Annotated in this window: 10 protein-coding genes; 9 read left to right on the top strand and 1 reads right to left on the bottom strand. The window is 38.1% G+C overall.

Annotation, left to right across the window (positions count from 1 at the left end; genetic code table 11):
- The first annotated feature begins 77 nt into the window (after positions 1-77).
- The 9 genes from O1Q79_RS04530 to O1Q79_RS04490 all read left to right on the top strand — a co-directional run bounded on the left by O1Q79_RS04530 (position 78) and on the right by O1Q79_RS04490 (position 10,477).
- Entirely contained in the window at positions 78-2,465 is a 2,388-nt protein-coding gene (locus O1Q79_RS04530) for a DNA internalization-related competence protein ComEC/Rec2 (protein ID WP_386693181.1), read from the top strand.
- Between the two features lie 61 nt (positions 2,466-2,526).
- Positions 2,527-4,275: a lipid A ABC transporter ATP-binding protein/permease MsbA gene (msbA, locus tag O1Q79_RS04525; RefSeq protein ID WP_386693180.1), complete on the top strand. Its 1,749-nt coding sequence runs from the start codon at positions 2,527-2,529 to the stop codon at positions 4,273-4,275.
- A 10-nt stretch (positions 4,276-4,285) separates the two neighbouring features.
- Positions 4,286-5,263, top strand: coding sequence for a tetraacyldisaccharide 4'-kinase (gene lpxK, locus O1Q79_RS04520; protein WP_386693178.1), 978 nt, complete (start codon positions 4,286-4,288; stop codon positions 5,261-5,263).
- Entirely contained in the window at positions 5,260-6,033 is a 774-nt protein-coding gene (gene kdsB, locus O1Q79_RS04515; protein ID WP_386693176.1) for a 3-deoxy-manno-octulosonate cytidylyltransferase, read from the top strand. Before lpxK ends, kdsB begins: the two co-directional genes overlap by 4 nt.
- 99 nt (positions 6,034-6,132) lie before the next feature.
- The gene (locus O1Q79_RS04510) at positions 6,133-6,759 is read left to right on the top strand and encodes a YidB family protein (protein WP_386693175.1); all 627 of its coding nucleotides are present in this window, start codon (positions 6,133-6,135) and stop codon (positions 6,757-6,759) included.
- Positions 6,760-6,935: 176 nt separating this feature from the next.
- Positions 6,936-7,739: a DUF4198 domain-containing protein gene (locus O1Q79_RS04505; protein ID WP_386693174.1), complete on the top strand. Its 804-nt coding sequence runs from the start codon at positions 6,936-6,938 to the stop codon at positions 7,737-7,739.
- Between the two features lie 150 nt (positions 7,740-7,889).
- A complete protein-coding gene (uvrC, locus tag O1Q79_RS04500; protein WP_386693173.1) occupies positions 7,890-9,716 on the top strand; it encodes an excinuclease ABC subunit UvrC in 1,827 nt (608 codons plus the stop codon).
- Between the two features lie 7 nt (positions 9,717-9,723).
- A complete protein-coding gene (locus O1Q79_RS04495) occupies positions 9,724-10,311 on the top strand; it encodes a DNA glycosylase (protein WP_153985870.1) in 588 nt (195 codons plus the stop codon).
- A gap of 10 nt (positions 10,312-10,321) precedes the next feature.
- Positions 10,322-10,477, top strand: coding sequence for a YoaH family protein (locus tag O1Q79_RS04490; RefSeq protein ID WP_132300425.1), 156 nt, complete (start codon positions 10,322-10,324; stop codon positions 10,475-10,477).
- Positions 10,478-10,590: 113 nt separating this feature from the next.
- Here O1Q79_RS04490 and ppc read toward each other — a convergent pair whose 3' ends face one another.
- Positions 10,591-13,233, bottom strand: coding sequence for a phosphoenolpyruvate carboxylase (gene ppc / locus O1Q79_RS04485; protein ID WP_386693171.1), 2,643 nt, complete (start codon positions 13,231-13,233; stop codon positions 10,591-10,593).
- Positions 13,234-13,327: the final 94 nt, after the last annotated feature.

The following is a 13,327-nucleotide window of genomic DNA, read 5'->3' as shown; positions in this document are numbered from 1 at the left end:
GGCTTTCATGATATTTTGTGCATTCTTTGAGCAAAATTAGGACGTGATGTTTATAGAGAGATAAAGTGCGGTTTAAAATGCAGATAATTTTAAGAGTAATCAATCAAATAAATATAAACACTATTGTATATAGCGTTATTTTAGCGGTTATTTCATTATATTTTTTACCCACGAAATTTTTATTATCTTGGCAAACTTGTACGAGTTTATTTGTTATTGTTGTTATATTGCGAATTGTTGTAGCTAGAAAAAAATTCGTTATATTATGGCTAAATAGAGCGTTAATTTTGCTAGTATGTGTTGGTTACGCACATTACTTTGCATTGAGTGCCTTGCAACAATCCCAAATCACACCTCAAAAAGTTCAAACGATGTTTCGTATCGTGGAAATTCAACATCAAGGGGATTATCAATCTTTGGTGATAGAAACAGAACAACCTAAAAGGCGGATTTATACCAGTTGGAAAGTGGATCAAGTCCCTAAACTAGGTGAAATTTGGCAAGGTGAATTACAACTTCGACCGCTTTCATCTCGTTTAAATATAGGTGGATTCGATCGACAAACATGGTATTTTGCCAAAGATATTCAGGCATGGGGAACGGTAAAAAGTGCGGTCAAAATTTCGCAAGATTTTTCGTGGCGAGAACAACGTTTAGTAGATAGTTTGGCCCAAACCCAAGGATTAATCCAACAAGGGCTTTTACTCGCGCTTGGTTTTGGAGAGCGAGCATGGTTACATACAGAGACTTGGCAACGCTATCAACAAACTAACACGGCTCATTTAATTGCAATTTCTGGACTGCATATCGGCTTGGCGATGGCACTCGGTTTTTGGTTAGTTCGAGTGATACAGTATTTTTTACCTACCCGAAAAATAACCCCTATTCTGCCTTTATGTGGCGGGGTAATACTCGCTTTATTATATGCACAATTAGCGGGTTTTGCGATTCCTACCTTGCGAGCCATTCTAGCGATATTAATAGTGATATTATTGCGTTTTTATCGAGCCTATTGTACTGCATGGCAACTCTATGTTCGGGTAGTGGCATTGTTGTTGCTATGTGATCCTTTAATGATTTTATCCACGAGTTTTTGGTTATCCATTGGGGCAGTAGCTTGCTTAATTTTATGGTATCAGCTTTTCCCATTGCATTTAATGAGGTGGCGTGGTTTACCTCTCTCGCCAAAAGTGCGGTGGATTTTTGCATTATTTCACTTACAGTTAGGCTTATTTTGTTTATTTACTCCGATTCAACTGGCTTTTTTCCATGGGTTTTCGTTACAAGGCTTTGTCGCAAATTTATTAATAGTACCTCTATATAGCTTTTTACTGGTGCCTATTGTGTTATTGGCGGTATTTAGTCATGGCGGTTTTTATAGTTGGCAAATAGCAAATTTTTTAGCCGATAAAATTACCGATTTACTTTCGCTTTTTCAAAATAGTTGGCTTAATTTGTCTTATCTGCAAAGTTTGTATTTAAATATTTTATTAGCGTTTATATTATGGGTAGCATTATATAAAATTTATGGTCCAACTCAGAACATTGCCAATTATCAGCGAAGACCGCTTTGCTTTTCCTTAAAATCAGATCGTAATTTATCCCCCATTCTTTATAATCGTATGCAACAAGGCTTGATCCTGTTTATTTTAGCTTGTACTACATTACTTTGCGGACATTATTTTTATCGTTCAGATTGGCAAGTAGAAACCCTTGATGTGGGACAAGGATTAGCGACATTAATTGTGAAAAATCAACATGGAATTTTGTACGATACTGGGGCAAGTTGGCAAGGTGGATCGATGGCAGAACTTGAAATTATACCTTATTTGCAACGACAAGGAATTAAGTTAGATTATGTCATTGTCAGCCATGATGATAATGATCATGCTGGTGGGGCAAATGCAATAATAAAGATGTTTCCAGATGCTGTGTTTATCAGTCCATCCTATAAAAACTATGGCGAAAACCACCGCGATTTTTGTAAGAAAGATGAACAATGGGAATGGCAAGGGATAAAGATAAGTGCATTATCCCCAGATACGCTTGTACAACGAGCAGAGAACCGAGATTCTTGTATATTATTAATGCGACAAGCCACGCATACTGTCTTACTAACGGGAGATGCAGATATTGCTACAGAACAACGGATTCTATCAACATTATCTAAAGTAGAGGTGTTACAAGTTGGGCATCATGGGAGTAAAACATCCGCAGGAATAAATTTTGTAAATAAAATTAAGCCTGATATAGCGTTGATTTCTAGTGGTCGTTGGAATCCTTGGCATTTCCCTAATCAAGGCGTGATGGAACGTTTACATCAAGCTAAAAGTGCGGTGTATAATACCGCAGTTTCGGGGCAAATTTCTGTGCGATTTTATGCGGATAACACTGCGATAGTGACCGCTAGAAATGAGTTGAGTCCTTGGTATCAACAGATTATTGATGTTCAAGCGCGTGATTAAGTTGGATAATCATTAAAAATGATTGTACAATGCCAACAATTTTTAAAATGAAGATGTGATTATGAAAGAAAAAGATATCTCGGTATTTAAAACCTTTAAACGCTTGTGGCCGACGATTAGTCTATTTAAGTCGGGCTTGATTACGGCTGCAATTGCTTTAGTGCTAAATGCTCTAGTGGATTCTGGTTTAATCTATTTACTTAAACCCTTATTAGATCAAGGCTTTGGGCAAGCTGATCATGATTTTCTTAAATTAATGGCGGTGTTAGTTGTCGCCTTTGTACTGTTTCGCGGCTTAACTAACTATGTAGCAAGCTATTGTTTAGCATGGGTTTCAGGCAAAGTGGTGATGACTTTGCGTCGCCGTTTATTTAAGCATTTAATGTTTATGCCAGTGAGTTACTTTGATCAAAATCCCACAGGTCGTTTGCTTTCTCGAGTGACCTACGATAGTGAAATGGTCGCCAGTTCATCTTCCAGTGCTTTAGTGACGATTGTGCGTGAAGGCACTTATCTCATCTCTCTTTTTGTGGTGATGATTTATACCAGTTGGCAACTGTCTATTGTGCTATTTATTGTTGCGCCGATCATCGGAATATTAATTGGGTTAGTATCCAAAATTTTTCGCCAGTTAAGTCGTAATATTCAAGAGAGTATGGGAGTGTTAAGCATTACCACGGAACAAATGTTGAAAGGACATAAAGTCGTACTTTCTTTTGGTGGTCAAAAAGTCGAAGAACAACGTTTTAATGATGTGAGTAATGATATGCGACGTAAAGGTATGAAAATTGTATCTGCGGATGGTATTTCCGATGGTTTGGTGCAATTAATTGCTTCTTTAGCCCTTTCTGCCGTACTTTATGTAGCAACCTTTCCTGAAGTGATGAGTGAAAATTTAACCGCTGGTTCTTTTACCGTCGTATTTTCTTCCATGATGGCAATGATGCGACCGTTAAAATCCTTAACTAATGTAAATTCTCAATTCCAACGAGGTATGGCGGCTTGTCAAACCCTATTTGAATTTTTAGATTTAGACACAGAAAAAGATAATGGTACCTACGAAGTTGAACGAGCTAAAGGCAATGTAGAATTTAAAAATGTAAGCTTTGCTTACCAAGGTAAGGAAGAACGTGCGTTAAATCATATTTCTTTAACTATTCCCCAAGGTAAAACCGTGGCATTAGTGGGGCGTTCTGGCTCAGGTAAATCTACCATAGCGAATTTGCTCACACGTTTTTATGATATTGAACAAGGCGAAATTTTGTTGGACGGTGTAAATATTCAAGATTATCGTTTAAGTAACTTACGTGAACAATGTTCCGTGGTATCACAACAAGTCCATTTATTTAATGATACGGTAGCAAATAATATTGCCTATGCTGCCACAGATAAGTATAGTCGCCAACAAATTATTGATGCGGCTCATGCAGCTCATGCGATGGAATTTATTGAAAAATTAGACAATGGTTTAGATACTGTCATCGGTGAAAATGGGGCAAGTTTGTCCGGAGGACAACGCCAGCGTTTAGCCATTGCCCGTGCGTTATTGCGAAATTCACCGGTACTTATTTTAGATGAAGCCACTTCTGCCTTAGATACAGAATCTGAACGAGCTATTCAATCAGCACTGGAAATCTTGCAAAAAGATCGTACTGTTTTAGTGATTGCTCATCGTTTATTCACCATTGAAAAAGCCGATGAAATTATTGTGATCGAACATGGCGAAGTGAAAGAGCGTGGTAGCCATAGCGATCTGCTTGCTCGAGGTGGCGCGTATAAACAATTGCATGCTATGCAGTTTTCACATTAGGGATGAGACGATGAACTTCTGGTATAGCAACTCAAAGATTGCTTACTTATTATTACCTTTTTCATGGTTATTTAGTTTAATCAGTAGTTTTCGTCGCTTTCTATTTAAATCGGGGATATTAAAATCGTATCGTTGCCCGGTACCAGTGGTGATTGTGGGAAATCTGAGTGTCGGGGGGAATGGAAAAACGCCAGTAACCATTTGGTTGGTGGACCAATTACAACAGCGTGGTATAAACTGTGGTGTCATTTCTCGTGGTTATGGGAGTAAATCGGATTATTATCCACGTTTAGTCAAAATTGATGATGATCCTATTCAATCCGGTGATGAACCGTTGTTAATTGCTAAACGTACAGGTGTACCGGTTTGTATTTCGCACAATCGCCAACAGGCTATTGAATTATTGATGAAAGAGCATGACTGTGATGTGATTATCAGTGATGATGGTCTTCAACATTATAAATTACAGCGAGATATTGAAATCGTTGTGATGGATGCCGAGCGTGGTTTGGGAAATGGTTTATTATTGCCAGCGGGTCCATTACGTGAAAATGCAAGCCGATTAAAAACCGTTGATTTTGTGATTACCAATGGGGCAAAAAATGCTTATACGGATGCGGTGATGAAATTAGTTCCCCATTATGCGATTAATTTAGTGACAGGTGAAAAACGTTTATTAAGTGAAATTAAACAGGCTCAAGCTATGGCAGGTATAGGAAATCCACAACGTTTTTTTACTATGTTACAGGGTTTAAATATTGAATTGAACAAGATTCAGGCTTTTGCCGATCACCAAGCCTATAGTGCAGCATTATTTAATGCTTTTGACAAAAATCAACCTTTATTAATGACCGAAAAAGATGCAGTGAAGTGCGGTAAATTTTCCCTGCAAAATTGGTGGTATGTCCCCGTAGATGCTGAAATTTCAGGACAAAAAACAACCGCACTTTTAGATAAAATCATTATGTTTACCAAGGATAACAAATGACAACATTCAGCGTAATTATTCCAGCTCGTTTTGCTTCAAGCCGTTTACCCGGTAAACCACTGGCAGATATTGCAGGTAAACCGATGATTCAACATGTGTGGGAAAAGGCTCAACAATCTGGAGCAAGTCGTGTCATTGTGGCAACCGACAATGAACAAGTTGCACAAGCGGTTCGAGGTTTTGCTGGTGAAGTTTGTATGACATCGGAAAAACATAATTCAGGTACAGAACGTCTTGCGGAAGTAGTTGAAAAATTAGCCTTACCTGACGATGAAATTATCGTCAATATTCAAGGTGACGAACCATTAATTCCTCCTATCATTGTGCAGCAAGTTGCGGAAAATTTACAAAAATACCAAGTTAATATGGCGAGCCTTGCGGTAAAAATAGATGATCCTGAAGAACTTTTTAATCCGAATGCAGTGAAAGTGTTAACTGATAAAGATGGTTATGTATTGTATTTTTCTCGAGCGGTGATTCCGTGGGATCGTGATCAATTTGTTCTTTTACAAAAAGGTAAATTAATGCAATCTGAATTAATATTGCAACCTTGTTACTGGCGACATATCGGTATTTATGCTTACCGAGCCGGTTTTATCAAACAATATGTACAGTGGCAACCAACCGTACTTGAACAAATCGAAAGCCTTGAGCAATTGCGAGTGCTATGGAATGGTGAACGAATCCACGTTGAACTTGCAAAAGAAGTCCCCGCAGTAGGGGTGGATACACCAGAAGATTTGGCAAAAGTGCGGTTAATTTTAGGTTAGTTTTATTCTGCAAAAAACTTTTTCTAGGTATTACCGCTGAAGTAACGGCAGATAGCATTATTTTGTTATCCATTATTTTTTAATTCAACAAGGAATTTTATGTTAGACAAAATTATAGGTTCAGTATTAAGCAATGTATTAGGTGGTCGTTCAAATAGTACCACTTCATCATCCGTCATTACAGATGTACTTGGTGCATTGTTAAAAAAACAAGGGGGAATGGAAGGTATCTTTAACCAGCTCCAGAAAGGCGGTTTAGAAGATTTATTAAATTCGTGGATCAGTACGGGTAAAAATAAAACCTTAGATGCTGAACAGGTCAACGATGTTTTTGGTGATGACACGATTAGCCATGTAGCAGAACAAGCCGGTGTGGATAAATATCAAGCTCAAGATATTCTTTCACAAGCCTTACCACAGGTGATTGATATGTTGACACCGAAAGGTCGTGAAGGTGGTGTTTCGACAGATACGTTGGCACAGCAAGCAGAAGCCGTTCAACAGCAAGATAATGGCTTTGGTTTAGATGATCTGATCGGCGGATTAGGCAGCATATTAGGTGGTCAACAATCATCAAATACCTCATCTTCATCACAGGGCGGATTAGGTGACTTACTCGGTCAATTGTTAAATCAACCAACTCAAACCAGTCAAACCAAAGAACCAAGTGCAAATAATGAATTAGCACGTGATATTGGTTCTGTATTAAATAATTTCTTTAAGTAATAGGCAATAACATATAAAAGGGCAAAAGCCCTTTTTTTATAGGAAAAATTAATTATCTTGCTTTGGTCTCTTATTTTCGTCTAATTTGGCTTTACAAGTGAAAATTAATCTATTAATATAGCCACTTCTTTTCTATTAAAAAATAAGTAAATCAATATTAATTAAGTAGGTATTTTATGAAAAAAGCACTTTTAGCCACATTATTGTGTTCTTTAGCCATTTCTGCACAAGCTCACCGCGTTTGGGTCGTAACCGATCATACCCATGGTAATGAAATTCTAAAAGCCGATTTAGGTTATGGTGAATTTCCTGCGTTAGAACAAATTCCTGAGAAACGATTGCACTTCTTTGATCGTGGTATGATGCTATTTACATCGCAAGGCAAACAAAAATTAGTGCAAAAAGGTGATAAAAACTACCATTTTGAAACAGAAAAGCCCGTACAAGAAGGGAGTTATATTGTTGCAGCAGAATATAAACCAACATTTTGGTCAAAAAATGCGGAAGGTTGGAAACAAGCGGATATGAAAGATACGCCAAAAGCGACCTATTGTGAATTAACTTCCATGTATGGTAAAAATATTGTTAATGTAGGGCATGAAAGTGCAGGCATTGACGTGATTACCAAACAAGTAGGACATGAATTAGAAATTGTACCGATGGATAATCCTGCCAATATTAATGTGAGTGATTTATTTAAAGTGAAAGTGCTCTATCGCGGTGAGCCATTGCCAAATGTGACATTAACGGCGACTTTTGACGGTTTTGATACTGCAGATAATACTAAAACACATAAAGTAGAAGCACAGGCTTTTTCTGATGTGACGGCAGATGATGGCACGGTAAATATTATTCCATTACGTCAGGGTTTTTGGAAAGCTCAAGTGACTTATGAGGTACCATTTAACGATCCTGCACAATGTCAAGTGGCGAAGCATTATGCGACATTAACCTTTAATATCGGTAAACAATACCATTAGTTGAAATTACCGGTAGGATTTGACATAATAAAAAAGAATAGTTCTGCGAAAAATTGTTCCTATGGATTTTAATGTTTATCCAAAATAGGTATATCAGATGGACCCTTGTGTATATACAAGGGTCTTGTTTTAAGGATAAAATACGTTTTTATGTTTGATCACAAATCTTTTCTCAAAAATGTGACTAATGATGCCGGAGTTTATCGTATGTTTGATAAAGCCGATCAGGTTATTTATGTGGGAAAAGCGAAGCATCTGAAAAAACGTCTTGCTAGCTATTTTCGCGCTAATTTATCCAGTAAAAAAACCGAGGCTTTAGTTTCTGCAATTTGTCGCATTGAAACCACTATTACCAGTTCAGAAACGGAAGCCTTATTACTTGAACATAATTATATTAAAACTTATCAACCACGTTATAATGTCTTACTAAGAGACGATAAGTCCTACCCTTATATTTTACTCACCAAAGAACGTCACCCGAGAATCACGGCTTATCGTGGCTCAAAAAAAATTGCGGGGGAATATTTTGGACCTTATCCCCACGCTGGAGCAGTACGTGAAACCCTGTCTTTGTTACAAAAATTATTTCCGGTTCGGCAATGTGAAAATTCGGTGTATAACAATCGTTCTCGCCCTTGCTTGCAATATCAAATCGGACGTTGTTCCGCTCCTTGTGTAAGTGGCTTAGTGACAGACGAAGACTATAATACTCAAGTAGAGTATGCGAGATTGTTTTTACAAGGCAAAGATAATCAAGTTATCGATCATTTAATCGGCAAAATGGAAAAGGCGAGTAATGAACTTGATTTTGAAAATGCTGCTCGTTTCCGTGATCAAATTCAGGCGGTGCGTTCGGTGATGGAGAAACAATTTGTCAGCCAAGATCGTTTAGATGATATGGATATTATCGCTATTGCTTACCAGTTAGGAGTGGCTTGCGTGCAAGTATTATTTATTCGACAAGGTAAAGTATTAGGCAATCGTAGTTATTTTCCGAAAGTGCCAGCAAATACTGATTTAGCAGAATTAACCGCCACCTTTGTCGGACAATTTTATTTACAAGCTCACCAAGGGCGAACGGTACCGAATACTATTATTGTTGATCATAAATTAGATGAAAAAGCCGAGTTAGAAAGTCTATTATCCGATCAAGTTGGGCGAAAAGTGGTTATTCAGGATAACAGCAAAGGTAATAAAAGCAAATATTTGCAACTTGCTCAAATGAACGCTAAAGCAGCTTTAACGTTAAAACTAAAAGAAACCAGTTTGATTAGTGAGCGTTATTTAGCCTTACAAAATTTGTTAGGCATTGAAAATATTAAGCGAATGGAATGTTTTGACATCAGTCACACGATGGGGGAACAAACCATCGCATCTTGTGTCGTGTTTAGTGACAATGGACCATTAAAATCTGATTATCGCCGGTTTAATATTGATAGTATTACGGGAGGTGATGATTATGCCGCGATGGAACAGGCATTAAAAAAACGTTATGATCGAGAACTAGACGAAGATAAAATTCCTGATATTATTTTTATTGATGGTGGCAAAGGGCAGCTAAATCGGGCATTACAAGTATTTGAACAATTAAAAGTGAAATGGGATAAAAATAAACCGCACTTAATTGGTGTAGCCAAAGGTGTCGATCGTCGAGCAGGGCAGGAGACCTTGATTTTAAGCAAAATAGGTAAGGAATTGCATTTAGATCCTGATAATCTCGCTTTACATTTAATCCAACATATCCGTGATGAAAGTCATAACCATGCGATTACAGGACATCGTAAAAAACGCCAGAAAGCCTTTACCCAAAGTGGATTAGAAACCATTGCTGGCGTGGGAGCTAAACGTCGTCAGGCGTTATTAAAATATCTCGGTGGTATGCAAGGGATAAAAAATGCCACCATTGATGAAATTGCCAGTGTACCGGGCATTTCTAAAGATTTAGCAGAATTGATTTTTGATACATTAAAGAGTTAAAGTTGTCATGCAAGCGATCATTGAAACTCACCCATTTCCTCCCGTGTTACCACCACAAGCGAAAGTGATGATGATGGGAACATTCCCGCCAACCGTTGAAAAGCGTTGTATGGAATTTCATTATCCGAATTTTCAAAATGATATGTGGCGAATTTATGGTTTAGTATTTTTTAACGATAAACACTATTTTCAAGTGAAAAATGAAAAACGTTTTGATCCTGAACGGATAAAAAATTTCTTAATAGAAAGGGGAATTGCAAGTTGTCCAACGGTACAAAAAGCGATTCGTGAACAAGGCAATGCCTCTGATAAATTTCTTAAAATTGTTGAACCTGTGAATCTAGCAAAGGTACTTAAACAACTTCCAGATTGCCAATGGATTTTCACAACTGGCGGAAAAGCCACCGAGACGTTATTAAGTTTATTACCCGAAAAACTAAAAGAACCGAAAACGAATGAGTTTATTGATTTTTCTTTTGCTGGGAGAGAACTAAAATTATATCGCTTACCGTCCACATCAAGGGCTTATCCACTCAGCTTTGAGAAAAAAGCCGAAGCCTATCAATATTTTTTTAAATTAGCGGGTATTTTATAAGGGAAATAATATGTTAGATAACGCATTATTAGGTTTAACCCATGAACAGCAACAACAAGCCGTGGAACATATACAAAAATTGATGGCGCAAGGGATTCCGGCAGGACAAGCGATTAAACGCGTGGCAGAAGAATTGCGAGAATCTTATCAGAAAGATAGGGAATGAAAACGTCGAATTTAGGCAACAGGATCGGTTTTTAGGTATTTTCAAAATAGTGGTTAAAGCTAATTGCTATAAAGCTTTAACCAATTATTTTATCAATTTACCTTATTTAAAAGTTAACCTGTATTACGCATACCTGCGGCAATACCTGTAATAGTAATCATCAAGGCTTGCTCTAAATCAGGATTGGATTGTTCAGGATCTTGACGTAAGCGGCTTAGCAGTTCTACCTGTAATAGGTTTAATGGATCGGTGTAAACATTACGCAAGGCAATAGATTCTGCGATCCAAGGCAAATCGGACATTAATTGATGACCTTTGCCCGAAAGCTCAAGTACCGTATGAATATCTGCTTGAAGCTGTTCACGCAACGATTGACCTAAATGCCAGAGCTCTTTTTTCACTAAACGCTGATCGTAATGTTCAGAAAGCCAAATATCGGTTTTGCTAAAGACCATTTCTAACATACCAATTCGAGTATTAAAAAATGGCCAGTGATGACACATTTCTTCGATCACTTCTTGTTTGCCCTTTTCAATGGCTTGGCGCAAAGCTGCTCCAGCCCCTAACCAAGCGGGCAGCATCAAGCGATTTTGCATCCAAGCGAAGATCCAAGGAATGGCACGTAGGCTTTCTACACCACCATTAGGATTACGTTTGGCAGGACGAGATCCCAGCGGCAATTTGGCTAATTCTTGTTCTGGGGTTGCGCTGCGGAAATAGGGTACGAAATCCTTATTACCACGTACCACATTGCGATACATTTCACAAGAAGATTGAGAGAGCTGATCCATAATCTCCCGCCATTGTGCTTTTGGCTCAGGTGGTGGTAATAAATTGGCTTCTAGAATAGCGCTAGCATAGAGATCAAGGGTTTCAATTGCTACATCTGGCAATCCCAATTTAAAGCGGATCATTTCTCCCTGTTCAGTGACACGTAAACCATTTTTTAAAGAACGAGGCGGCTGTGAAAGTAGTGCCGCATGTGCAGGTGCACCGCCACGCCCGATTGTGCCACCGCGTCCATGGAATAAGGTGAGTTCTATGCCGAGTTTATCACAAAGATTGACTAAACTTTCTTGTGCACGATATTGCGCCCAAGAAGCTGCCATCATCCCCGCATCTTTAGCGCTATCAGAATAGCCGATCATCACCATTTGTTTATTATTAATCATGCCACGATACCAACCCACATTAAATAATTGCGTCATCACGTCTTCGCAAGCATCAAGATCATCCAATGTTTCAAATAATGGTACTACAGGCAAATGATAAGGTACGCCAGCTTCTTTTAATAACAAATGCACACCTAATACATCTGAGGCAGTACGAGCCATAGAAATAATGTAACAGGAAATCACACCTTCTGGCTGTTGCGCTATAATTTTACAAGTATCTAAAATCTCTTTAGTTTTTGCGGACGGTATCCAATTTTGTGGTAACAATGGGCGGCGTGAACTTAATTCACGAATTAGAAATGCTTGCTTATCATCTTCCGTCCAACTGGCGTAATCGCCTAAACCAATATAACGAGTAATTTCTGCAATGGCATCAGTGTGGAGAGTGCTTTCTTGGCGAATATCTAAACGAGAGAGTGTGACCCCAAAACAACGCACACGTCGTAGGCTATCTAGCAATAAGCCATTGGCAATAATTTTCATATTGCAAGCGAGCAAGGAATGGTAACTGTCATTTAACGGTTGCCATAACTGTTCATCTCGAGTGATGATATCCTCTTCCGTATAATGTGGCATACGACCAGCTAATAAATCATTGTAATAAGCTAGTGTATTGTTTAATTTGATACGTAACCCTTTCATGACTTCACGATATGGTTCTACATGATTGCCATATTTGGCACGAAATTCAGGGGTACATTGTGTAATAGAGAGTTCATCCACTAATGCTTGAATATCACCTAAAAATAAATTAGCCACTTTCCATCGAGCTAAATATAATACATTACGAGTGACTTCAGCGGTGACAAATGGGTTGCCGTCACGGTCTCCGCCCATCCAAGAAGAAAAACGCACAGGCATTAAATTCACTGGAATTTCATAGCCTAAATAAGTTTTGGCATTATCATTCAATTGGCGTAAAAATTCTGGTACGGCTGTCCAAAGGCTATTTTCAATCACCGCAAAGCCCCATTTAGCTTCATCAAATGGCGTCGGACGGACAGTACGGATTTCATTGGTGTACCATGCTTGAGCAATTAATTGCAATAAACGGCGTTCAATGCTATTGCGTTCACCGTCTGTTAAATCGTCATGTTCTAATTTGCTTAAACATTTATTGATCTCCACTTGTTTATGCACTAAAGAACGGCGCGTCACTTCTGTTGGGTGTGCGGTGAGAACTAATTCAATTAATAAATTTTCAATGGTTTTAATCACTTGATCTTTCGATACATTTTGTGCTTTTAAGCGTTTAAATAGCGACGCAATAGAACGTGTGGAAGATACTTCATCATAATGATGACGAGAAATGGTTTGATATTGTTCCGCCACATTAGTTAAATTCAAAAATTGACTAAAAGCACGCACTACAGGGATTATATTGGCGGTAGAAATAGTGGATAAAATAGCTAACAACTCCTGACGTGCTTTGTCATCACCCGCACGCGAGTTACGCGAAAGAATACGGATATTCTCAATTAAATCCAGCATATCGCTACCTTGCGCTTCACTGATAGTTTCGCCTAAAAAATGCCCCAACATATTGATGTTGTTTCGCATAACAGAATATTCTTGTGTCATAAAATGCTCTCCGAGATAAAATAAAAAGGTATTTTGTAGATATACCTAAAAATAGGAAAGGATGCAAATTTTATATAGATAAATAACAGTGAAT

The organism is Lonepinella sp. MS14434 (assembly GCF_042468235.1).
GTDB lineage: Bacteria > Pseudomonadota > Gammaproteobacteria > Enterobacterales > Pasteurellaceae > Lonepinella.
Note: the sequence above shows the minus strand (reverse complement) of the source record. Positions and strands in the feature narration are given on the sequence as shown.